Here is a 24,707-nt window from a genome sequence, read left to right as displayed (position 1 = left end):
CCTTTTTTAATATATTATTTTACATCTTTTTTGGCAGATGCCGCCTCTTCGCTTTCATCATCAAGCACTCTGCGAACATTTTTCATGTCGTGAGTGGCTTTATGTCTGCCTTCCTGGATGTCTAACGCATAGTGACATGCGACATCGTGCTGACCGGCATATGTTTCGTCCTTGTGCTCCAGAACAGGTATTTCCGTTTTACATTTCTCGGTTGCGAACGGGCACCTTGTATGGAATCTGCAGCCTGTCGGCGGATCGATAGGTGAAGGCACATCACCGCGTAAGAAGATACGCTCACTCTTATTTTTCGGATCCGGTACAGGGATTGCTGAAAGCAGTGCCTTTGTATAAGGATGCTGAGGATTTTCGAAGATGCTTTTCGTATCTCCCATTTCAACAATTTTACCCAGGTACATTACTATGATCCGGTCGGATATGTGTCTTACCACACCAAGGTCGTGAGCGATGAATAAATACGTCAGACCCATTTCACGCTGCAGTCTCTGCAACAGGTTCAGAACTTGTGCCTGAATGGATACATCCAGGGCACTCACGGCTTCGTCGGCGATGATCAGTTTTGGATTTACTGCCAGTGCACGAGCGATACCGATACGTTGTCTTTGACCACCTGAGAATTCGTGAGGGAAACGGTCGATCTGATGTTTTTGAAGACCGACTGTCTCCATGATCTCTAGTGCACGTTCAGTTCTTTCTTTTTTAGGTACAACATTCTGTATGTCCATTGCTTCAATCAAAGTCATCTTTACAGTTTTTCTCGGATTCAGTGATGCGAAAGGATCTTGGAAAATAATCTGCATTTCACTTCTCATATCACGCATTTCTTTTTTGCTCAATGAAAGAATGTCTTTGCCCTCGAACGTGACAGTACCTTCAGTCGGCTCATCGAGACGCAGAATCGCACGTCCTGTAGTGGATTTTCCACAGCCGGATTCTCCGACGACAGAAACTGTTTCTCCTTCTTTGATATCAAAGCTGATATCATCCACGGCTTTGACATTGTTTACAGTACGGCCAAGAAAACCGCCTTTTATCGGGAAATACTGCTTCAGCCCTTTAACTTCAAGAAGAGTGTTCTTTGTCATATACTTTTACCTCCTCTCCGTCCCATTCATCAGTGTAGATCCAGCATCTGACTTCGTTGCCGTCCTCCTGGGTTTCAAGTTCAGGCAATTTTGAACAGATATCACTTGCAAACGGGCAGCGTGGTGCAAAACGGCAGCCTTCAGGCATCTCATCCGGCGCAGGAACATTTCCTTTGATTGGAACCAGTTCATCCTGGTCCTGGTCGTGACGCGGCAATGAGTTTAAAAGACCGACTGTATAAGGATGGCGTGGATTTTCAAATAAAGTCTCCACGTCTGCAAATTCAACGACTTTACCACAGTACATTACTGCGACGTAATCACAAGTTTCAGCAACAACCCCGAGATCGTGAGTGATCATTACAACACTCATGCCGATTTCTTCCTGTAATTCTTTGATCAGTTCTAAAATCTGTGCCTGAATGGTAACGTCCAGAGCAGTTGTCGGCTCATCGGCAATGAGCAGCTCAGGTTTACAGGCAAGTGCCATAGCAATCATGACACGTTGTCTCATACCGCCGGATAGTTCATATGGATATTGATCCACGCGTTTTTCCGGTGACGGGATACCGACAAGCTCCAGCATTTCTATAGAGCGTTTTGTACCCGCTTTTTTCCCAAGTCCTTCGTGTATTTTAAATGATTCCCTCAACTGTTGGCCGACAGTGTACACAGGATTCAGTGATGTCATCGGTTCCTGGAAAATCATTGAGATTTCATTTCCCCGTATTTGTCTCATCCGCGGTTCTTTGGCAGCTGTGAGTTCCTCACCTTTAAAACTGATACTGCCGTCGACGATTTTACCCGGATCTTCCACGAGTCTTAAAATCGACAGTGCAGAGATACTTTTACCTGAACCGGACTCACCGACAATGCCGAGTGTTTTTCCTTTAGGTACATTAAAAGTAACACCGTCGACTGCTTTTATTTCACTTCCATCAACAAAGAAGGAAGTTTTTAAATTATTTACATCAAGTATGTTTTCTGACATTTTTGTCACTCCCTACCTAGTTTAGGTCCACACGCTTGTTCAGCATTCTGTATGAAATATCAACAAGTAAGTTGACGAATACGAAAGTGACGGCAATTACGAGCACTGCACCCTGAACAACAGGGAAGTCCCTTTGAAGGATTGAATCGATGATTAATCGTCCAAGACCATTAATTGCGAATACACTTTCTGTCAGTACTGAACCAGCAAGCAAGTAACCGAACTGCAGACCAACAACGGTTACGACTGGAATTAAAGCATTTTTAAGTGCGTGACGGAAAATTACAACACGTTCCTTTACCCCTTTGGCACGGGCAGTACGTATGTAATCCTGTGTAATGACATCAAGCATGGAGCTTCGTGTCATACGTGCAACGATTGCTGCACCGGCTGTACCGAGTGCAATGACCGGTAACACCAGCTGATCAAGATTTCCCCAGCCTGTCGGTGCAAACCAGCCGAGCTCAATTGAGAACCACTGGATAAGCATTAAACCTAACCAGAAGTTCGGCATTGAAAGACCGAACAGAGTAACGACCATAAGAGAAACGTCTGAAATAGAGTAACGTTTAACAGCCGAAACGATACCTGCAAGCATACCTAAAACGACAGTGAATATTGTCGAATAGATTGCCAACTCCAAAGTGATGAAAAATCTTGCCTGAATATGGCTCATTACAGGGATGTTATCTCTGATTGAAGTACCAAAATCCAGTTGTAAAGCACTCGTTAAAAAGTTCCAATACTGTACATATAAAGGATCATTCAATCCCAAACGCTGTTCAATAGCCGCGACAGTAGCTTCAGGCGCACTTTCCCCGGCCATGATGACTGCAGGGTTACCTGGAGTGAGGTGCATCAGACTGAACACGAGTATTGAAACCCCGATAAGTACAGGGATCAGTTGCAAAACACGTCTAATAATAAATGTTGTCATGATTTACCTCCTATTGTTTTTGTTTAGGATCGATTGCATCTCTCAATCCATCTCCAAATAAGTTAAATGCAAGAACTACGATTACAATCATCATACCCGGGAAGAAAGTAATGTGACCTGCCTGATACATATAGTTACGACCATCATTCAGCATCGCGCCCCATTCCGGTGTAGGTGGCTGAACACCTAGACCAAGGAATGAAAGACCTGCTGCAGAAAGAATTGCAGAAGCGATGAATAGTGTTGTGTTAACAATTATTGGTGACATGATGTTCGGTAAGATATGTTGGAAAATAATTTTACCGTCTCTGGCACCAAGTGCGCGGATTGCATCGACATACTCCAACTTTTTAGTTGTCAGAGTGGAACCGCGTACAATTCTGGCAAATTGCGGTAATGAGCCGATCGCGATGGCAATAGTAACGTTGATTGTACTGCCGCCAAGTACGGAAACGATTGCAAGAGCAAGCAGAATACCAGGGAATGCAAGCAAAACATCCATAACGCGCATGATAATAGTATCAAGCCATCCACCATAGTAACCTGCAAGAATTCCAAGTGGAACCCCTACAAAAGCCCCCATAAACGTAGCTGCAAAGCCCACACCGAGTGTTATGTACATACCATGAAGTATACGGAAGAAAATATCTCTGCCGAGATGGTCCGTTCCGAACCAGTGTGCAGCTGATGGGCCCTCCAGTTTTTCTGTCAGACTCGTAGCGTTTGAACTGACTCCGAGTAAGTTGTAGTTAGCATCTATTGCGCCAAAGATTGACACAAGAAATAAAAAGGCTAATACATAAAAACCGACCAGGGCTGACTTATTCTTTCTAAGCCGTTTGAAAAACTCTTTAAAACTTTTAATTCGCGGGTTCACAGGTTTTGTATCATGAACCCTCTCTTTAGAAGCGACCGCCATTCAAGAGACCCCCTTATCATTGAAATTTAGGAATAGTGAGAAAACTATACGTATAATATAGCTATTCAATAATGATACATATTAGATTGCATAATATCAATGTTAAAAAAAGAGAATAAAATCACGTAGTTAACAATTTTAAGATAAATATAGACAAATAATGTACTAATCAAAGTAAAAATACAGTTTACAACTTCCAATTCCTAGTGCTATAATATGGATTAATTCCTAGTATATCAATAGGGTATCAAACGGGAGGTTGGAAAATGAAATACATATTCAGATTATCTTTATTGGTTTTGTTCGTAGTTGTTCTTGCGGCTTGTACTGATGACAGCGATGTGGATGAGGAAGCTGAAGGTGAAACGGTAGATGACACCGCAGCTGAAGGTGGCGGAGATCTCGTGTTATCAACAGGCAATGATGTTGTTTCACTGGACCCTCATTCCAGTAATGATCTTTATTCGGACCAGGTCAGAAATACAGTATATGAAGGTCTGGTCACTCAGGATGAAAATTTTGAAATACAGCCTTTGCTTGCTGAGAACTGGGAGCAGGTTGATGAGCTGACATGGCAGTTCACTTTGAATGAAGGAGTGACTTTTCATGACAGCAGTGGGTTTGACGCTGAAGTCGTCAAAGCGAATTTGGATCGTGTACAGGACCCGGCAGTGGCCTCGCCGAGACTGAGCATTTTTGAAATGATTGATGAAGTGAATGTCATAGATGATTATATTGTCGAAATAGTAACCGAGTATCCATTTTCACCGCTGCTCAGTCATTTGACACATGATGGAGGAGGTATGATCAGTAAGGAAGTCATAGATGAAGACTATGAAAAAGCACTGCAGAATTCTAATTCTGACTATACAGTGGATGAATATTATGAATTGAGAGAAGAAGGTTCAGATGAATTTGAAGAAATAGCGGAGGAAATTTCCAGTGATATTGGTACTGTGGTAGATCAAAAACCTGTAGGCACGAATTATGCAGAGTTTGAGTCCAGAATCCCAGGAGAACGCACTGTACTTAAAAGATTTGAGGATTATTGGCAGGAGCCGATGAATCTGGATACAATCACTTTCAAGATTGTCACAGAAACAAGTTCAAGAATTGCAGAACTTGAGACTGGTGATTCACATGTCATCACCGGTTTTGAACCGAATAACCTTGAAAGAATTGAAGATAATCCTGAGACAGAACCTTATACTCTATATAACATAGCAATGGAGTTTATCGGTTTTAATACTCAAAAAGAGCCGCTTGATGATGTCAGAGTGAGACAAGCGATATCACATGTAGTGGACCGTGAGGAAATTATAGATGGAATATACAGCGGTACAGGAAAAATTCCTAAAGGCCCGATTGTTGAAGGTCTGACAGGGCATGATGAAGAAGTGGAAAATCTGGAGTATGATCTGGAAGAAGCTGAAAGATTGATGGCAGAAGCAGGATATGAAGATGGTTTTGATATATCCATCATTACAAACGATGCATCTGAAAGAGTCGATGCGGCAATTTACCTGCAGGAAGCATTGAAACAGATCAATGTGACAGCGACTGTTGATCAGATGGAATGGGGCGCTTACCTTGAAGAAGCTTCAACTGGAGATCATGACATTTTTCTTTTAGGATGGCCGAATGCTACAGGAGATCCGGATCAGTCACTATGGCCATTATTCCATTCAAGCATGGCAGGAGCACAGGGGAATAGAACATTTTATGAAAACCCTGAAGTTGATGAACTGCTTGAAGCGGGCCGTCAGGAATCAGATGAAGAAAAACGTGCAGAGATATATGAAGAAGCCCAGGAAATCCTTGTGGAAGATGCACCCATGATCTATATGAGGCAGGCACTCAGTATGAATGCCCACAGGCAGGAAGTGGAAGATTTGTATATCAGTGATTACAACAAGCCTGACTTCAGAGATGTAACTTTAACAGAATAAAATCTTCTCAACATAAGGTAAATGCATTCGCCATATTGTTAATTTAGAAAATTAGTTATGAAAAAAATGCTTCAGAATATTTACAACTCCAATCCCTAGTAATAAGATATGAATTAATTCATGGTTATTTACTAGGGATTAATTTATTGGAGGAGGGGTATATTTGAAATACATATTGAGGATAACTTTATTAGCTTTGTTTGCGGTGGTGCTAACGGCATGCGCAGATGACAGCAGTGTTAACCAGTCAGTCGAAGGCAGTGAGTCTGAAGAGGGTAGTGAGGGCACAGGCGGCGATTTAATATTATCAACCGGCAATGATGTTGTATCACTGGACCCGCATGCCAGCAACGAATTATATTCGGATCAGGTCAGAAATACTATTTATGAGGGTCTGGTGACACAGAATGAAGATTTCGAAATCCAGCCTTTGCTTGCTGATGACTGGAATCAGGTCGATGATTTAACATGGCAGTTTTCATTAAGAGATGATGTTACTTTCCATGACGGCAGTGAATTTAATGCACAAGTGGTTAAAGCGAATTTAGACAGAATCAGAGACCCGGCAATCGCCTCCCCCAGATTAAGTATTTTCGAAATGATTTCAGAAGTTAGTGTGATAGATGACTATACTGTGGAAATTATAACAGAGTATCCCTTTGCACCGTTGCTTAATCATTTGACACATGATGGCGGCGGCATGATCAGTAAAGAAGTCATAGATGAAGATTATGAGCAGGCTTTACAAAATGCAGGTTCTGAGTATTCAGTGGATGAGTACTATGAACTGCGAAAAAAGAACAATGAAGAGTTTGAACAAGTAGTGGATGAAATTTCTGGTGACATCGGTGCAGTAGTAGACAGGAATCCTGTGGGTACGAATTACGCACAGTTTAAATCGAGAGCGCCCGGAGAAAACATAGTTATTGCAAAGTTTGACGATTACTGGCAGGAACCGATGAATCTTGACACCATCACATTTAAAATTGTTACAGAAACAGGTTCAAGAATGGCAGAACTTGAAACAGGAGCCTCACATGTGATATTTGGATACGAGCCCGGCAGTGTGGAAAGAATTGAGAATAATCCAGAGACAGAAACTTATAACAACTCCAATGTAGCAATTGAATTTATCGGGTTTAATAATCAGAAAGAGCCATTGGATGATGTCAAAGTCAGGCAGGCAATAACTCATGCTGTGGACAGAGAAGAGATTATAGAAGGCATCTACAGTGGTATTGGCGAAGTTCCGGACGGTCCTTTAGTTGAAGGTCTGGTCGGTCACAGTGATGATATGGAGAACTTGGAATATGATTTGGAGAAAGCTGAAAAGCTTATGGAAGAAGCAGGCCATAAAGATGGTTTTGAACTCAGCATTATAACGAATGACACACCTCAAAGAGTGGATGCTGCTATTTATTTGCAGGAAGCTTTAGCTGATATAAACATAACAGCAACTGTTGATCAGATGGAATGGGGTGCTTACCTGGAAGAAGCATCAACCGGTGAGCATGATATATTTCTTTTAGGATGGCCGAATTTTACAGGAGACCCGGATCAGTCACTGTGGCCGTTGTTCCACTCGAGTATGATGGGAGCGCAGGGTAACAGAGTATTTTATGATAACCCTGAGATTGATCAACTGCTGGAAGAAGGCCGCAAGGAATCGGACGAAGAAGTAAGGTCTGATATATATGAAAAAGCGCAGGAAATTTTACTCGAAGACGCGCCGATGATATACATGAACCAGGGAATAAGTATGAATGCTTACCGAAGTGAAGTGGAAGGCTTATATATAGACGATTATATAAAGCCTGATTTTAGAGATGTGATTTTAAATGAGTAATTAAAAATAGAAAAGTGCTGTGTCAACTCATATGTGGTAGGGATTGACACAGCTTTTTATTACCCTTGATATTTATCAGAAAATTCTCTATTGATTGAATACGGAGGGTGAAGTATTATGTTAATAACCATAAAAAATAGAGGGGACTGGAATGAAAAATATTTGGAAATTATTTTTACTCAGTATTATGGTTTTAGTGTTGGCAGCGTGTACGGATGACGACGGAGTTGAAGAGGAAGCGGCAGGGGGGACTGATTCTGATGATCAAACAGAAACAGCCGCCGGAGGGGATTTGACAATTGCAATTCCGAGTGACGCGGTGTCAATGGATCCGCACGGCAGTAACGATGTACCATCGGAACAAGTCAGAGATGAGATTTATGAACCTTTGGTAACGCAGGACGAGAATTTGGAAATTGTACCATTGCTTGCAGAAGAATGGGAAGAGATAGATGAAACTACATGGCAGTTTTCATTAAGAGATGACGTTACTTTTCATGACGGCAGCGAATTTAATGCAGAAGTTGTAAAAGCGAATATTGAACGTTTATTGGATCCAGCAATTGCTTCACCGAGATCATTTCTGCTGGAAATGGTTGAAAATGTCAACGTAATCGATGATTATACAGTGGAATTTGAACTTGAATATCCTTATTCGCCACTTTTAAATAACTTATCACATGGTGCAGGTAAGATGATCAGTAAAGAGCTGATCGATTCTGATTATGAAAACGCCTTATCAGAAGCCGGTGAAGATATGTCGGTTGAGGAATACTACGAACTTCGTGACGAAGGTGGAGAAGGCCACGAAGAAGTTGCGAATGCAATCGCAGGCGATGTGAGCACATTAATTGAACAAGGGCCGATTGGAACGAACTATATGTCGTTCGAATCAAGAAATCCGGGTGAAAATACTGTGCTTACCAAATACGAAGACTACAGAGACGGAGCGGGTACGATTGACAGCGTAACCTATAAAGTGGTCACTGAAACAGGTTCGAGAATTGCAGAACTGGAAACAGGAGATTCAGATTTCGTTCTCAATGTCCAGTCCAGCAATATAGACCGTGTAGAGAACAATGATGACGTGACACTTGAGCGAAATGAATCGGTGTCCATCGACTATATCGGATTCAACACGGAAAGCGAGCCGCTTGATGATCCATTAGTGCGCCAGGCGATCACACATGCATTTGATAAAGAAGCAGTATTATCCGGCGTTTACAATGACTCCGGCAGACCTGCGGTTGCACCGCTTGCACCTGATGTACTAGGTTATTCCGAAGATTTGGAAGGTCTGGATTATAATATGGACAGGGCGGCTGAACTGCTTGAAGAGGCGGGACACGGCGATGGATTTGATATTAATTTAATGGTAAACGATGATAACCCTGAGCGTGTGGATATGGCTGTATTCCTACAGGAGGCACTTGCAGATCTTAATATCAACGTCAATGTCGAGCAGGTTGAATGGGGTGCGTATCTGGATGCCACAGCAAACGGTGAACATGATATGTTCATTCTTGGCTGGTCCAATTCCACCGGTGACCCCGACAACGGTATAGCGCCACTGTTCCATTCAAACAATATGGGGGATACAGGAAACCGTTCATTCTTTGCTAATGATGAACTGGATACTTTACTCGACGAGGGTGCACAGATTACAGATGATGACGAGCGTCAGAAAATTTACGAACAGGCACAGCAGATACTGGTTGACGAAGCACCGGCTATTTTTGTCAGACACGGGGAAAATTTAAACGCATATAATAATAATGTCGAAGGCATTCAAATTGACAGTTACAATATTTTCGATTTCAGAGAAGTGACTTTAACAGAATAATTGATGAGAAAGCAGACCGGGAGTTTTCCCGGTCTGCTTTTTTTTTTACGGTTTCACAAAGGTTTTAAACAGACAGTCATGGATATCATTGACAGTTATATAAAATAGTATTGAAAACGCTGTCATTTATGAATATAATAACTTAGAGGAGTAATTTAATTAAAAAAGGAGATAAAATCGCTATTTGTAAGTTCTGTTATTTCAATTATGAGATATTTCTAAAGTTTCATTGAAATAAGAAAATTATTGAGGTATATTAAAAAAAGGTTAAGATTTTCATTTAATTTTAATAATAGGAGGTAAATAAATGAAAAATTTTAAATTGTTGTTCATGATGGCAATGATTACAGTCCTTTCTGTAGTTCTTGTTGCCTGTGCTGATGATAGTGATGTAGAACCTGAAGCAGACACTGAAGATGGCGCAGCAACTGAAACAGAAGAAGGTTCTGAAGATGCAACAGGAGAAGGATCCGGCGGTGGAGATCTGGTCATATCTGAAGCAGCCGATATTGTAAGTTTAGATCCACACGGAAATAACGACGTTCCTTCAAGTAACGTCCGTAATAATATTTATGAAACACTTGTTTACTTAGATGGAGATATGGAAGTACAGCCGAGACTCGCTACAGAGTGGGAAGAAGTAGATGAGACTACTTGGGAGTTTACTCTTAAAGAAGGCGTAACATTCCATGATGGTTCAGAATTTAACGCAGAAGTAGTTGAAGCAAATCTGGACCGTATACTTGACCCGGCAGTTGCTTCACCACGTATGTTCTTATATGAGATGGTAACTGATGTGGAAGCTGTAGACGACTATACAGTGCAGATCACTTTAGAGTATCCATTTGCACCGATTCTGGCTCACCTCGCACATGATGCAGGCGGTATGCTCAGTAAAGATGTAATCGACGCAGATTATGAAGCGGCATTAGCAGACGCTGGTGAAGAAATGTCTGTTGAAGAATATTACGAGCTTCGTGAAGAAGGCGGAGATCAGCATCAGGAAGTTGCGGATGCGATTACCGATGCAACAGGTAACCACGTAAGTGAAAACGCTATAGGTACTGGTCCGTTTACACTCGAATCACGTTCTGCAGGTGAAGAAGTCGTTCTTGCGAATAACGCAGAGTATCACGATGAAGAAAATGCAGCGGAGCTTGACTCTGTGACGTTTAAAGTTGTACCTGAAACAGCGGCGCGTATCGCTGAAATTGAAACTGGCTCAAGTCACGTTGCCGGTGCAACAGAACCGACAAACGTTGAACGTATCGAGTCTCATGACGCGATTGAATTAAATCAGACACCATCACTGGGTCTGTCATATGTCGGCTTTAACGTCGAAAAAGAACCATTGGACGATCCTTTAGTCCGTCAGGCGATTTCTCATGCTATTGACCGTGAAGCGATCATCGACGGTATCTATGAGGGAGTCGGTACAGCTGCTGAAGGTCCGCTAGCTCCAGGAGTATTTGGATACGATGAAGATGTTGAAGGTATTCAGTATGATTTAGATCGTGCGAAAGAATTGATGGCTGAAGCTGGTCAGGAAGATGGCTTCGAACTTGAAATCCTTACAAACGACGATAACCCTCAGCGTGTGGATACAGCAATCTACATCCAGGAAGCTCTTGAAGAGCTGAACATCGATGTATCAGTTCAGCAGCTTGAGTGGGGTGCGTACCTTGAAACAACAGCAGCAGGCGACCATGACATGTTCGTACTTGGCTGGTCTACTGTAACTGGTGATGCTGACTATGGTATGTATGCGTTGCTTCATTCATCAATGCATGGTGACCCTGGTAACCGTTCATTCTTATCCAACGACAATGTAGATGAACTGTTAGAAGAGGGACGTACTGAGACTGATCCGGATGCACGTCAGGAAATCTACAGTGAACTTCAGGAAGGATTAGTAGATGTTGCACCAATGATCTACATCCACCACCAGGACTTCTTAACTGGTATCAGTTCAGATGTTGAGAACTTTGAAATTGATGCATTAGGTATTTACCAAATGAGAGATACAACAATCTCAGAATAATAAATACAACATTTAAAATAGATGATGTCATTTTGACATCGTCTATTTTTTTGTCTTAAAGAAAGAAAAATATCGTTTTAAATGATATAATGACAACATTGGTAAAAGGAGAGTTCATCTTGAAAAGAGCGATTATACTTGTGTTATTGACGGTGTTTCTTAGCGCCTGCAGCAGTGTACCATCGCAGGCCGAAAAGGATTTGGAAGAAGTGAATAATGATATCAATGAGCTTCAAAGCGAGATAAAGAAGGTTCGCAGTGAAAATGAAACTGTTGAAAGTGATATCGAAAATAAAGAAAGAGAATTGGAAGGATTATCATCGGATGAATCTGAGGATAGCGATTCCGATGATCAGGAAGAGTCAGAGGAAGAAGACAGCGAAGAAAGTTCATCAGAGGGCTCAGAATCATAAATTCTTTCGTAAAAAAATTATATTAAAAAGGAGAATGATATAACATGCATGAGAAAAAATTTTCATTAATAGAAGGCGAAACTTTCACAATAGATGAACTGGGTAAAGAAATAGAAGAAATCGTCGATTCAAAACTTGTTAATTTGACCGGTACGAAAGAAAGAGTCGTCGCTCAAAAACCGAGTACTGATCAGGATTTTGAAACATTTACAATCAAATTCAACCTGGATGATCTGCCTGACTTTGTAGACGTTGTTGCAACAACGGAGAAAAAAGAGAACTTTGAAGATTATGACTTTGACAAAGATAAATTAAAAGTCCGTCTGGTCAGCTATATCAGACAGGAATCTCCTGAAAATAACCAAAGTGAACATGTGAGTGAATAATTGCAAAGTAATTAACAGTGATTGAGGGTTAATATGAAATATATTAAAACAAAGCGATTAATATTACGTGATTGGAAAGAGAGTGACATCCCCAAATTCATTAAAATGAATGCAGATAAAGATGTCCGCCGCTATTTTCCCAATATCGCAACGCCTGAAGAATCCAAAGAGTTTGTATTGAGCGCACAAAGTGATATCGATGCCAGAGGATTTGGATTGTTTGCTGTGGAACGTAGAGATACCAATGAATTTATCGGTTTTACAGGCATCCAGGTATGGGAAGAGGAAGGTCCATTGAAACTTCATTTTCTGCCGACTATTGAAATTGGATGGCGCTTTGCGAAACCTCATTGGAATCAGGGGTTTGCTACGGAGGCGGCACTTGGAGTGGTCAAATTTGTTGAACATAACACTGATATAAAAGAGATTTATGCTTATACATCAAGCATTAACTATCCTTCAATTAACATCATGCTGAAATTGGGAATGCAAAAAGTCCAGAGTTTTGAACACCCGTTGATAATGGAAGGACATTCACTAAAAACTCAGGTAGTATACAAAACAGATATTAAAAAAAGGCATCGCTTCAGATTATGAGCGATGCCCTTTTTGTAGATCTTTATATGTTCTGACTTCTACAGGTTCAAAAACTTTAAATTGCTCGATAAGTGTTGAAAAATCATCACCTATGAACATTTGTTTCATATACTTTTCATCCAGATACTCCTCAGTAATCATCTTATCGAACATCGTGAGGAGCGGATCGAAGTAATCCTTTGTATTGATAAGGCCGAGAGGCTTTTCATGAAGCCCGATCTGGCCCCACGTGTACATTTCAAAGAATTCTTCAAGAGTGCCGGCACCGCCGGGCAGGGAAATGATTGCATCGCCCAATTCATTCATCAGGGCTTTTCTTTCATGCATCGTTTCGACAATCTCCAATTTATGAAGACGCTGATGAGCCAGTTCACGATCGACTAGAAATTGCGGGATGACGCCCGTCACTTTACCGCCGTGATCCACAGTACCGTTTGCCACGGCCCCCATCATACCGGCTGAACCGCCACCGTATATCAATTCATAGCCGCTTTCTGCAATGTCTTTGCCGAGCTGGTATGCCGCTTCTTCAAACTCAGGAAGGCGTCCTGAGGTCGCACCGCAGAAAACAGTAATACTTTTAATCTCCACTGATTATTCCCCCGCAATCTGGTCTTTTCAACTTAAAACTGTTGACGTTTTTTATTGATTTTCTTTTCCAGCTTCTGCTGTTTTTTATTTTTCTTCATATTCGTCTCAATGCCTGATTTACGTCCATGTTCAGCATAATACTGTTCAGCCTGTTCACGGTGTTTTTCAAACAATGATTTCTCTGAATTGTCTTCTTCTGCCGGAGAGACTTTTTCATCAGTGTCATAATTCACAGTATAATCAAGCGTGCTGTGATGCTTTTTGAAAAGCTCTCCTGATTCAAGTCCTTCGATGTTTTCTTCATGATTTTTCACTTTATCAAAATATAATTGTTGTACGTCTTGTGTCATGTTAATCTCCTCGCCATTTGATTGTTCTGTGTCCATTCTATCATTATTTTCCTCTTCAGTGTATTCATCACTTTGTATACCGAGACGATCCTCATCTTGTTTTGTCAGTGAAACACGGCTTAATGTCTGATCTTCATCATACGCCTTTGCAATGCCCTGGTTATCGACATTGGTCTCAAGAGCCGCTTCAGTTTGAGGGTCGATTTTGTTTACATCCATAATTAAATGGTCGTTCACTGTCATGCCCGCCATTTTCTCTTCGTTGGACATAGCCGGGTTCGACTGCATAATTTTAGGCACTTTAGGTTTATCCGACGTTTCATTTTCAAGTCTTTTCGCGCGGTGTTTCTCCTTGTCCTTTTCAAATTGTTCGAGCAGCTTGTCTTCTTTTCTGATACTGCGCTGGTAGGACTGCATATCTTTTTTGTAAGAGCGCGCCTCTCTTTTGTCACTGATTTTACTGCCGACCGTATCGACAGCTGCCTTGCTTGTCTGATAGACGTTGGAGCCGGTCGCTTTTACAGACTGATAAGCCCCTTCGCCTTTATCTTTCACATTGTGGTAAGTATTGCTTGAGAAACGCTCCAATCTCTCAATGTCGGGATGTTCTTTAATATGTTTTCTTTCTGTAAATAAAGGGATCAATATGATGGGGAGAACATTTAACAAAGTTTTAATATTTTTATTCATGAATAGACCTCCATGGCATTTATTAATAATTATATAATACCCTGAGTTAACTTTCATTAAACTGACTGCAATAGGTTTTAAAATTTTAAATATGGTAATAATACTAATAACGAAACAAGGAGGCACCGCTATTATGAAAACTATTACATCCGATATGACATTAAAGGATATTGTAAGTGAAGCACCGGGCGCAGGAAATATCTTCAGGGAACTGAGGATAGATTTTATCCATAACGGCGACAAGACGTTGCAGAGCGTGACGGCTGAGAAAAACTTAAGTCTCGAAAATCTTATTTATGAACTCAATGAGCTGGATTCTACAAACGAAGATGGTATTGATATGAAGTATATGGATGAAAAAAGCATACTCACATATATTCAAAGAAAATATCACGAAGATTTAAAAGATGAGCTTCCTGTACTTGAGGAATACCTGGAGACCGCAGTCAAGCAAAATAAAAAGCACCAGCCGGAACTGGAAGAAGTTGAAGAATTATTTAAAAATATAAAGACGACTCTCCTGGACCATGTGGACAATGAAGACAATACAGTGTTTGAAATGATAAGCACTTATCTTGATGCACCGAATTCCCATCATTTTGAAGCTGTAAAGCCCCACATGACCAGCTTGAAATCAGAACATGAAAATCTTGCAAAAAACTTTTATGAATTGAGGGCGCTGACCAACGACTTCACTTTGGACAGCGGTGCAACAGCAGAACTCAGACTGGTTTATCACCATCTTGAAAAACTGGAGAAAGATGCCTTCAATCATTTCTACCTTGAAAATAATCATTTATTTGAAGGCATTTATGAAAAACAAAAAGCAATATCTGACTTTTAAAAAAGACCCCCGGATGATGAATGAAGTGGATTCACTCATCATCCGGGGGTTTTATCATGTTTGCCGAAGCGGGAATGTAACTGTAAATGTAGTGCCTTCTCCTTCAACGCTGCTGACTTCAATGTCACCTTGATGCGAATCTACGAGGTGTTTGACTATCGCCAGTCCAAGTCCCGTACCGCCGGAATTTCTGGAACGTGCTTTATCCACCCTGTAAAAGCGTTCGAAAACCCGCGGCACACTTTCTTCGGGGATGCCGATGCCGGTATCGCTGATTGAAATATGCACATTGTACTCGGTCATTTCCATTGATATATCGATTCTTCCGCCTTCTCCTGTATAGTTTATCGAATTGGCGATCAGATTTAATAAAATCTGGTTGAGTCTGTCGCTGTCCCCTTCGATGGTAACTTCTTCTGTTGACAGGGGCAGAGTCACTTCCAATGATTTTTCCGAGATTGATTTGGAAAGTGTTTTTGTAATGCTGTGGATGAGGGCGATCAGGTCCACACTGCTCAAATTCAGCGGTGTCACTTTATTTTCAATTCTTGAAAGATGCAGCAGTTCGCGTATCAGGCGGTCGAGCCGTTCGCTTTCGTTGTATATGATTTCAAGGAAAGATTTTGCGGTGGCTTCATCATTGACTTCACCGCCAAGCAGTGTCTCTGCAAAGCCTTTGACGGATGTGACGGGTGTCTTTAGCTCATGGGAGACGTTGGCGACAAAATCACTCCGCATTTTCTCCAGTCTTTTGATGTTTGTTATGTCATGCAAAACAATGATGACCCCGCGCTGCTTCCAGCCATTCCCGTAAAAGGGGCCGAAGTGCGCGTCGAAGACATTTTTGGAAAGATCTTCCGACGTTATTTCCGCATGTATCTTTTCATTATCATCAAAGACGGCTGCAATGTATTTTTTGAGATTAAGGTTATCATCAAATGCTTGGTAATGCTGTCCGACGATGTGCTGGTTATGCTGCGCTAAAAAGCGTTCCATCGCCGAGTTAATCATCAGTATTTCACCTTCCTGATTAACAAGCATCACACCGCTCACCATATTTGAAAGTATAGTGGACAACTGCTGCTCGTTTTCATGAAGTGCACGCATCTGATTTTGCAGGTTCATCGCGAGTTCGTTCACGGACCGGGAAAGGTCTCCGATTTCTCCAGAGATTTCCGTATGTACTCTGCTGCTGTAATCTTTTTCACCGAGGCGTTTGGTCACTTTGATGATATCTGTTACCGGTCGTGTGATGCTGCGGGACAGAATACTTGCAGTAATCGCCGCAATGACCAGGATGATGCCGAGAAAAACAGCCAGGGTGCGCCAGAAGACAATCATTGTATCGTTGATGCTGTTCAGCGGAAGGGAAGTTCTTATCACGCCGAGAAGGAATCCGTTGTCATCATAGATTGGATTGGCGACGTACATCATATCAATATCTTCAGTCACACTGTACCTGACTGATTCACCGATGTCCTCGTCACGGGTCATAATATCCTGGACTTCAGGCCGGTCGAGGTGATTATCCATCGTTTCCGGATCAGACTCTGAATCGGCCAGTACAAGTCCGTCGGTATCGATTACAGTGAACCGCATATTAATAGGCTCTTGAAAAAGTTCGATCCTCGTCTGCAGTGCCTCTGTCTCATTTTCCAGATCACTTGCTTCTATTAACTGCGCAACCAGTTCGGCATTTTCATAAAGATGCTCGCTCGTCATCTCTTCAAATGCATTTTCACTGACATTTGCTACAAAGAACCATAGGAATACAAGTAAAGTTAAAGTTAATAAAGAGAAAGCCAATGTGATTCTGAACCACAATCGATCGATTAGACGGGTCATTCAGCCGGACCTTCCAATTTATAGCCGAAGCCGCGTATCGTCCGAATATATACCGGTTTCTTCGTATCCGACTCGATTTTTTCACGTAAATGGCTGATATGGACGTCGACGATTCTAGTGTCGCCGTCATATTGGAAATCCCATACACCATTTAACAGCTGGTCTCTGCTTAACACTTTACCTCTATGGTTGGCTAAATATAAAAGCAATTCGAATTCTTTTGGAGTGAGAACGAGCTGCTCGCCTTTGAAATAGACATCATAACGCTCAAGGTGTATTTCCAAATCTCCGATTTTAATAATCTGCTCGGATTGTTCGACATCTTCAAACTGCGAACGCCTCAAAATTGCTTTTACACGGGCAACGACTTCACGCGGACTGAAAGGCTTGGTCAAATAATCGTCTGCCCCAAGTTCCAGACCTAAAATTTTATCAAATTCATCATCCTTGGCTGTCAGCATCAGGATGGGAGTATTTACTTTTTCCTGGCGTAAAGTTTTACATACGTCCATGCCGTCCATTCCGGGCAGCATTAAATCCAGTACTATCAGATCAGGTTTTTCTTTAAGAGCAGTATCAAGACCTTTACGGCCGTCTTCTGCTGTTAAAACATTATAACCTGCCTGCTCTAAATTGAATTTAAGTAAAGTTACAATAGATGGTTCGTCATCGACTACAAGAACTGTGCGCATTGGAGCGCCTCCTTTCAATTTTGAACAGCTTATACCGATTATATTTTATCACATTGTAACGGCTTAATTGACTTTCTTTACATACCCTTAACAATCTAATTTCCGAATGATTAGGACTTTCCCTAATATTATTCTGACAAATAAAAACAGATAATAAGAGTATCTTGAAAGAAATGTATTTGGAGGAGAACGCTAATGGACAAACTCTTTGGTCTTCATTTCTTTAAACCGACAGAGAAGTTTAACGGAAATTGGTCAATATTAGAAGAAAAAAGTCGTGAATGGGAAAAAATGTATCGACAGAGATGGAGTCATGACAAAGTTGTCAGAACGACTCATGGTGTTAACTGTACCGGTTCATGTTCATGGAAAGTGTTCGTTAAGAACGGCATCATAACATGGGAAAACCAGCAGACGGATTATCCTTCATGCGGTCCGGACATGCCTGAATATGAACCCAGAGGATGTCCTCGAGGCGCATCATTCTCATGGTATGAGTACAGTCCGATGCGTATTAAGTTCCCATACATGCGCGGAAAATTATGGCGTTTATGGCAAAATGCACTTGAGGAACATGGAGATCCTATTAAAGCATGGGGCAGCATCGTAGAAGACCCTGAAAAGGCAAAATCATATAAACGGGCCCGCGGTATGGGCGGCCATGTACGAGTGACATGGAAAGATGTAACCAAACTTATTGCAGCACAGTTGATTTACACAATTAAAACACACGGTCCGGACAGAATCGCCGGCTTTACGCCAATTCCGGCAATGAGTATGCTCAGCTACGCAGCAGGGTCCAGATTCATCAGCCTGATCGGCGGAGAGATGTTAAGTTTCTACGACTGGTATGCTGACCTGCCGAATGCCTCGCCGCAGATATGGGGAGACCAGACGGACGTACCTGAATCAGCGGACTGGTATAACTCGAATTACTTAATGATGTGGGGTTCAAACGTACCACTGACAAGAACACCGGATGCCCACTTTATGACCGAAGTACGGTATAAAGGAACAAAAATAGTATCTGTTGCGCCTGACTACGCAGAAAATGTAAAGTTTGCGGATAACTGGCTGGCTCCGAATCCGGGGACGGATGCGGCACTGGCACAAGCGATGACGCACGTGATACTGGACGAATTCTACCATCAGCGCGAAGAGCCGATGTTCATCGACTATGCCAAGAAATTTACGGATCTGCCTTTCATGATCATTCTGGATGATTTCAAAGATTCATTGAAAGCCGGACGTTTCCTGAGAGAAAGCGATCTTGGCATCGACAGTGAGAATGCAGATTGGAAACCGATCATCATCGATGAAAACACCGGCGACATGATTGCTCCGAACGGCACGATGGGACAGAGATGGGAAGAAGGCAAGAAGTGGAACCTGAATTTAAAACGGGATGACGGTTCGGATATAGATCCGGCAATGTCCGTTGAAAAATTCGAAGGTGAACAGATCAATATCGAATTTCCATTCTTTGATAACGGCGGCAACGGCACATTCACCCGTCCGATCATGGCCAAAAAAGTGACTTTGGCTGACGGCACAACTAAATATGCAGCAACGATTTATGATTTGATGCTGTCACAGTACGGGGTGAACCGATTCGATTCAGAGTTCGAAGCTAAAGGCTATGACGATGAAGAATCAGTCTACTCACCGGCATGGCAGGAAAAAATTACGACAGTCAAGCAGTCGATCGTCGTACAGATTGCCCGTGAATTTGCACAGAATGCGGTGGACACTGACGGCCGCTCGATGATTATCATGGGTGCCGGTATCAACCACTGGTTCAACTCCGACACCATTTACAGAGCGATTCTGAACCTCGTCATGCTGTGCGGCTGTGTCGGTAAAAACGGCGGCGGCTGGGCACACTATGTCGGTCAGGAAAAAGTCCGTCCGTATGAAGGATGGGGCCATGTAGCATTCGCCAAAGACTGGCAGGGACCACCGCGTCAGCAAAACGCGACAAGCTGGTTCTATTTTGCAACAGAGCAGTGGAAATATGAAGAGTCCGGTGCCGATACACTTCAGTCACCGACTGCAGAAGATATAGAATACGAACACCCGGCCGACTATAACGTGCTGGCAGCAAGGCTCGGATGGTTGCCGTCTTACCCTCAATTCAATAAGAGCAGTCTTGATTTTTATGAGGAAGCGAAAGCAAAAGGCGATGATTCGGATGAAGCGGTAATCGACCTTGCAGTCGAGCAGCTTAAAAATAAAGAAACAAAATTTGCAGTTGAAGATCCGACAGCGCCTGAAAACCATCCGAAAACATTATTCGTATGGCGTTCGAACTTAATATCTTCTTCAGCAAAAGGCCAGGAATACTTCATGAAACATTTACTTGGCACGAAAAGCGGCCTGCTGGCATCTCCGAATGAGGATTTCAAACCGGAAGAGGTCGAGTGGGGCGAAGATGTTGAAGGTAAATTGGACTTACTTATTTCAATAGACTTCAGAATGACCGCAACACCGATTTACTCGGACATAGTATTACCTGCTGCCACATGGTATGAGAAACATGATATTTCAAGTACGGATATGCACCCATTCATCCATCCGTTCAACCCGGCAGTCGACCCGTTATGGGAATCCAAATCAGACTGGAACATATTCCGAGATCTGGCTAAAGGATTTACGAATATGGCTGAAGAACACTTGCCAGGTAAATATAAAGACTTGGTAACATCACCTCTCGCGCACGATACGGCGCAGGAAATTTCACAGCCATTAGGATTGGTGAAGGATTGGTCGAAAGGTGAAATCGAAGCAATTCCGGGCAAGACGATGCCGGCATTCAAAGTCGTCGAAAGAGATTTCACACAGGTCTACGATAAGTTTATTACCGCAGGGCCTGGTTTCAGAGGAAAAATCGGCGCGCATGGTGTTTCCTTTGACGTCACCGAGCAGCATGAAGAGCTTAAATCCATGAACGGTGTCTATACCGACGGGTCAATCAAGGACGGCCTGCCGAAAATGGATACGGCAAGAAGAGCGGCCGATGTCGTCTTACATGTTTCATCATGTGCAAACGGTGAAGTATCACAGAAATCATACGAAAATCTGGAAGAGCAGACGGGACAGGAATTAAGGGATATTTCAAGTGCGAGGGAAAACGAAAAGATCACTTTCAACAATATTACCGCACAGCCGAGAGAAGTGATTCCGACAGCAGTGTTCCCGGGCTCGAACAAGCAGGGCAGACGTTATAACCCGTTTACGACAAACGTAGAACGAAATGTACCATTCAGAACATTGACCGGCAGACAGTCATTCTATATCGATCACAATATGTTCATGCAATTCGGGGAAGCATTGCCGGTGTATAAACCGACATTACCGCCGATGGTATTCGGTTCGAAAGACAAGAAAATCAAAGGTGGAGTGGACTCATTGGTCCTGAGATATTTAACACCGCACGGTAAGTGGAATATCCATTCGACTTACCAGGATAACTTACACATGCTGACCCTGTTCAGAGGCGGACCGACAGTCTGGATTTCCAATGTGGATGCTGAAAGGCACGACATTGACGACAACGAATGGCTGGAAGTCTACAACAGAAACGGTGTTGTCGCAGCAAGAGCAGTCGTATCACACAGAATGCCGGAAGGTACAATGTTCATGTATCACGCTCAGGATAAGCACATTGAAGTACCTGGGTCGGAAATTACAGACACACGCGGCGGAAGCCACAACGCACCGACGAGAATTCATATGAAACCGACTCAAATGGTAGGCGGTTATGCACAGATAAGTTACGGGTTCAACTACTACGGCCCGATTGGTAACCAGCGAGATGTATATGTAGCTGTAAGAAAAATGAAGGAGGTCAATTGGCTTGAAGATTAAAGCGCAAATTGCAATGGTGATGAACTTGGACAAATGTATTGGATGTCATACGTGCAGTGTTACTTGTAAGAGCACTTGGACGAACAGGCCTGGTGCAGAATATATGTGGTTCAACAACGTTGAGACTAAACCTGGAATCGGTTATCCGAAACGTTGGGAAGACCAGGAACACTATAAGGGCGGCTGGAAGCTCAAAAATGGCCGTCTGGAACTGAAAAGCGGTACTAAATTATCCAAAATCGCTTTAGGTAAAATTTTCTACAACCCGGATATGCCTGAAATGAAAGAGTACTACGAACCGTGGACTTACAACTATCAGGATTTGATTACTAAGGAAGAAAGTGAACACAGTCCGGTTGCTACGGCACGTTCAGTAATATCAGGCGAAAAAATGGATTTGGAGTGGGGCCCGAACTGGGAGGACGACCTTGCAGGCGGACACATCACTGGTCCACAGGATCCTAACATCCAGAAGATTGAAGAAGAAATCAAATTCAACTTTGAAAAGACATTCATGATGTACCTGCCGAGACTGTGTGAACACTGTCTGAACCCGAGCTGTGTGGCAAGCTGTCCTTCAGGCGCTATGTATAAACGTGACGAAGACGGAATTGTTCTCGTTGACCAGGAAGCGTGCCGCGGTTGGAGATACTGTATGACCGGCTGCCCTTACAAGAAAGTATACTTCAACTGGAAAACGAACAAAGCTGAAAAATGTACATTCTGTTTCCCTCGTGTGGAAGCTGGACTGCCGACGGTATGTTCTGAAACATGTACAGGAAGAATGCGTTACTTGGGCGTGCTTCTGTATGATGCCGACCGTGTACTTGAAGCAGCATCTGTAGAAGATGAAAAGGATCTTTATGAAGCTCAGCTTGACTTGTTCCTTGACCCTAATGACCCTGAAGTGATTGCGCAGGCAGAAAAAGACGGCATTTCCGATGATTGGATTGAAGCGGCACAAAATTCACCTGTATATAAACTGGCAGTGGAATATAAGCTTGCATTCCCGCTTCACCCTGAATACCGTACAATGCCGATGGTCTGGTACTGCCCGCCGCTGAGCCCGATCATGAACTATTTTGAAGGTAAAGACTCAATCAAGAATCCGGATGCAATTTTCCCTGCGATTGATGAGATGAGAATCCCGGTTCAGTACCTTGCGAACATGCTGACAGCCGGAGACACCGAAGCGATAAAAGGCGCACTTCAAAAAATGGCGATGATGCGTCAGTACATGAGAGCTATTTCAAGCGGTAAAGATTTTGATGAAAGCAGATTAGACCGTGTCGGGATGACAGCGAACGAGACTAAGATGATGTATCGTCTGCTGGCAATCGCAAAATATGAAGACCGCTTTGTAATACCGACTTCCCACCGTGAACAGTATTCAGATCCTTACCGTGCGCAAGGTTCAACCGGCTATGGTTTTGGCGGAGATGATTGTGACGGCTGTGGTCCGGTAATGGCTGCAACTACGAACAACAAGACCGGCAAAGAAATTTATGAAGAGAATTTCTATGGGGGAATTTGGCGTGATTAATCTCGATGAAGTGTATAAATATAAAAAATCATTTGGATTTTTCTCAAATCAATTAACTTTTCCAAGGGAAATAGATTTTCATCCAAGAGAATTTGATGGGGCGTTCGATCCGTCCCATCCAGCTTTTCCTTATATAGAGCAATATTGGAAAGATATGCATGATATCAGTCTGGATGATATCCAGCAGGTATACACCCAGACATTTGATTTTGACAGAGATACCAATCTTTATATGACATACTTTAAATTTGAAGAACAAAAAGAACGTGGACAAATGTTGGCGAAGCTTAAAGTATTGTATGAAATGTTCGGATTGAAAATGCCGGATAATGAGTTGAGTGACTATTTGCCTCTGATGCTTGAATTCCTCTATGCAGCAGAATGGCGTGGTGACGATCGTGCAGCAGAAAGCCTGACTCTGTTAATCATGGTGTTGGAAGACGGTACATATCATATGATTCAGGCGTTGGAAAGAAATAAAAGTCCGTATTTTAACTTGATTAAAGGGTTACGGGAAACTTTTAAAGCATGTGTAGATGAGTCGATGAAAGAGGGCGAGCAAAATGCTTGAGCAATTTTTGTGGGTAATATTTCCCTATCTATGTATCGCTATTTTTATCGTTGGCCATATTTGGCGGTATAGAATCGACCAATTCGGCTGGACGGCAAAATCAAGTGAATTCATTGAAAAGAAACAATTGATGATTGGTAGCATCATGTTCCACTTGGCTGTAATACCAGTATTTTTAGGGCATATTGTCGGTTTATTCGTGCCTGCTCACTGGTTGAGTGCCATTGGAGTGACCAATCACATTTATCACCTCGGTGCGATGTATGTAGGCGGATTTTTTGGAGTCGTTTTGCTGGCGGGCATGTTTTTACTGACATTCCGCAGAATTACAAACAAGTCGATCCGCCGCCTAAGTTCAGCTTCAGATATGATTGTGAATTTCCTGCTTCTGTTTATAACTTTCATGGGCGTGTATGCTACACTGGTAACAAATAATATTGTAACCGATTTTGACTATCGTCAGACGATCTCAGTGTGGGTAAGGGGTCTTGCTACATTTTCACCGGATGCAGCAGTGATGTCAGATGTACCTCTGTCATTTAAAATTCACGTCCTTGCAGCATTTGTGATCTTTGCACTGTGGCCGGCAACACGGCTCGTGCATGCTTGGAGCTTACCGTTCAACTATGTGGGCAGAAGCTATATAGTCTATCGCAAGCATAAATAGGCGATTGCTTAAAATTGGTGGG

20 protein-coding genes are annotated in these 24,707 nt (G+C 42.5%); 12 read left to right on the top strand and 8 right to left on the bottom strand.

What is annotated here, in order from left to right:
• Window positions 1–14: 14 nt before the first annotated feature.
• Genes BO48_RS06160 through BO48_RS06145 form a run of 4 tightly spaced genes read right to left on the bottom strand, consistent with a single transcriptional unit; the run spans window position 15 to window position 3,950 of the window.
• Window positions 15–1,103, bottom strand: coding sequence for an ABC transporter ATP-binding protein (locus BO48_RS06160; RefSeq protein ID WP_496366545.1), 1,089 nt, complete (start codon window positions 1,101–1,103; stop codon window positions 15–17).
• Window positions 1,081–2,094 carry an ABC transporter ATP-binding protein gene (locus tag BO48_RS06155; RefSeq protein ID WP_496366544.1) on the bottom strand — a complete coding sequence of 338 codons (1,014 nt, stop codon included), beginning with the start codon at window positions 2,092–2,094 and terminating at the stop codon, window positions 1,081–1,083. Before BO48_RS06155 ends, BO48_RS06160 begins: the two co-directional genes overlap by 23 nt.
• Window positions 2,095–2,110: 16 nt before the next feature.
• Entirely contained in the window at window positions 2,111–3,031 is a 921-nt protein-coding gene (locus BO48_RS06150; RefSeq protein ID WP_496366543.1) for an ABC transporter permease, read from the bottom strand.
• Between the two features lie 10 nt (window positions 3,032–3,041).
• Window positions 3,042–3,950 (bottom strand): ABC transporter permease, encoded by a 909-nt coding sequence (locus BO48_RS06145; RefSeq protein ID WP_092985416.1) that lies wholly within the window; start codon window positions 3,948–3,950, stop codon window positions 3,042–3,044.
• Between the two features lie 266 nt (window positions 3,951–4,216).
• Between BO48_RS06145 and BO48_RS06140 the strand changes: the two genes are divergently transcribed.
• The 7 genes from BO48_RS06140 to BO48_RS06110 all read left to right on the top strand — a co-directional run bounded on the left by BO48_RS06140 (window position 4,217) and on the right by BO48_RS06110 (window position 13,025).
• Window positions 4,217–5,899 (top strand): glutathione ABC transporter substrate-binding protein, encoded by a 1,683-nt coding sequence (locus BO48_RS06140; RefSeq protein ID WP_496366542.1) that lies wholly within the window; start codon window positions 4,217–4,219, stop codon window positions 5,897–5,899.
• A 163-nt stretch (window positions 5,900–6,062) separates the two neighbouring features.
• Window positions 6,063–7,745, top strand: a complete 1,683-nt coding sequence (locus tag BO48_RS06135; protein WP_496366541.1) for a glutathione ABC transporter substrate-binding protein — start codon at window positions 6,063–6,065, stop codon at window positions 7,743–7,745.
• Between the two features lie 151 nt (window positions 7,746–7,896).
• Window positions 7,897–9,588: a glutathione ABC transporter substrate-binding protein gene (locus BO48_RS06130; protein ID WP_496366540.1), complete on the top strand. Its 1,692-nt coding sequence runs from the start codon at window positions 7,897–7,899 to the stop codon at window positions 9,586–9,588.
• Between the two features lie 307 nt (window positions 9,589–9,895).
• The gene (locus tag BO48_RS06125) at window positions 9,896–11,629 is read left to right on the top strand and encodes a glutathione ABC transporter substrate-binding protein (protein WP_496366539.1); all 1,734 of its coding nucleotides are present in this window, start codon (window positions 9,896–9,898) and stop codon (window positions 11,627–11,629) included.
• Window positions 11,630–11,748: 119 nt separating this feature from the next.
• Window positions 11,749–12,042 (top strand): hypothetical protein, encoded by a 294-nt coding sequence (locus tag BO48_RS06120; RefSeq protein ID WP_496366538.1) that lies wholly within the window; start codon window positions 11,749–11,751, stop codon window positions 12,040–12,042.
• 44 nt (window positions 12,043–12,086) lie between these two features.
• Entirely contained in the window at window positions 12,087–12,428 is a 342-nt protein-coding gene (locus tag BO48_RS06115; RefSeq protein WP_496366537.1) for a hypothetical protein, read from the top strand.
• A gap of 33 nt (window positions 12,429–12,461) precedes the next feature.
• A complete protein-coding gene (locus BO48_RS06110) occupies window positions 12,462–13,025 on the top strand; it encodes a GNAT family N-acetyltransferase (RefSeq protein WP_496366535.1) in 564 nt (187 codons plus the stop codon).
• Here BO48_RS06110 and BO48_RS06105 read toward each other — a convergent pair.
• Complete coding sequence (locus tag BO48_RS06105) at window positions 13,020–13,610, bottom strand: LOG family protein (protein ID WP_496366630.1); 591 nt, start codon at window positions 13,608–13,610, stop codon at window positions 13,020–13,022. The two genes, BO48_RS06110 and BO48_RS06105, sit on opposite strands and share 6 nt — an antisense overlap.
• Window positions 13,611–13,648: 38 nt before the next feature.
• The gene (locus tag BO48_RS06100) at window positions 13,649–14,656 is read right to left on the bottom strand and encodes a hypothetical protein (RefSeq protein WP_496366534.1); all 1,008 of its coding nucleotides are present in this window, start codon (window positions 14,654–14,656) and stop codon (window positions 13,649–13,651) included.
• Between the two features lie 133 nt (window positions 14,657–14,789).
• Here BO48_RS06100 and BO48_RS06095 point away from each other — a divergent pair, with 133 nt between their 5' ends.
• The gene (locus BO48_RS06095) at window positions 14,790–15,500 is read left to right on the top strand and encodes a DUF542 domain-containing protein (RefSeq protein WP_496366533.1); all 711 of its coding nucleotides are present in this window, start codon (window positions 14,790–14,792) and stop codon (window positions 15,498–15,500) included.
• 54 nt (window positions 15,501–15,554) lie between these two features.
• Here the strand turns inward: BO48_RS06095 and pnpS are convergent, their stop codons facing one another.
• Both pnpS and BO48_RS06085 read right to left on the bottom strand, forming a co-directional pair.
• Window positions 15,555–17,345 carry a two-component system histidine kinase PnpS gene (gene pnpS, locus BO48_RS06090; RefSeq protein WP_496366532.1) on the bottom strand — a complete coding sequence of 597 codons (1,791 nt, stop codon included), beginning with the start codon at window positions 17,343–17,345 and terminating at the stop codon, window positions 15,555–15,557.
• A complete protein-coding gene (locus BO48_RS06085; RefSeq protein ID WP_496366531.1) occupies window positions 17,342–18,037 on the bottom strand; it encodes a response regulator transcription factor in 696 nt (231 codons plus the stop codon). Before BO48_RS06085 ends, pnpS begins: the two co-directional genes overlap by 4 nt.
• Before the next feature lie 195 nt (window positions 18,038–18,232).
• Between BO48_RS06085 and BO48_RS06080 the strand changes: the two genes are divergently transcribed.
• From BO48_RS06080 to narI, 4 genes are read left to right on the top strand one after another with little or no spacing between them, the layout of a single operon-like run.
• Entirely contained in the window at window positions 18,233–21,904 is a 3,672-nt protein-coding gene (locus BO48_RS06080) for a nitrate reductase subunit alpha (protein WP_496366530.1), read from the top strand.
• Window positions 21,894–23,447 (top strand): nitrate reductase subunit beta, encoded by a 1,554-nt coding sequence (gene narH, locus BO48_RS06075; RefSeq protein WP_496366529.1) that lies wholly within the window; start codon window positions 21,894–21,896, stop codon window positions 23,445–23,447. Before BO48_RS06080 ends, narH begins: the two co-directional genes overlap by 11 nt.
• Window positions 23,440–24,018: a nitrate reductase molybdenum cofactor assembly chaperone gene (gene narJ, locus BO48_RS06070; RefSeq protein WP_496366528.1), complete on the top strand. Its 579-nt coding sequence runs from the start codon at window positions 23,440–23,442 to the stop codon at window positions 24,016–24,018. Before narH ends, narJ begins: the two co-directional genes overlap by 8 nt.
• On the top strand, window positions 24,011–24,685 hold the full coding sequence (gene narI, locus BO48_RS06065) for a respiratory nitrate reductase subunit gamma (RefSeq protein ID WP_496366527.1): 675 nt from the start codon (window positions 24,011–24,013) through the stop codon (window positions 24,683–24,685). The genes narJ and narI overlap by 8 nt, the downstream gene beginning before the upstream one ends.
• The last annotated feature ends 22 nt before the right edge of the window (window positions 24,686–24,707 follow it).

Source organism: Lacicoccus kunmingensis DSM 17847 (assembly GCF_059568765.1).
Note: the sequence above shows the minus strand (reverse complement) of the source record. Positions and strands in the feature narration are given on the sequence as shown.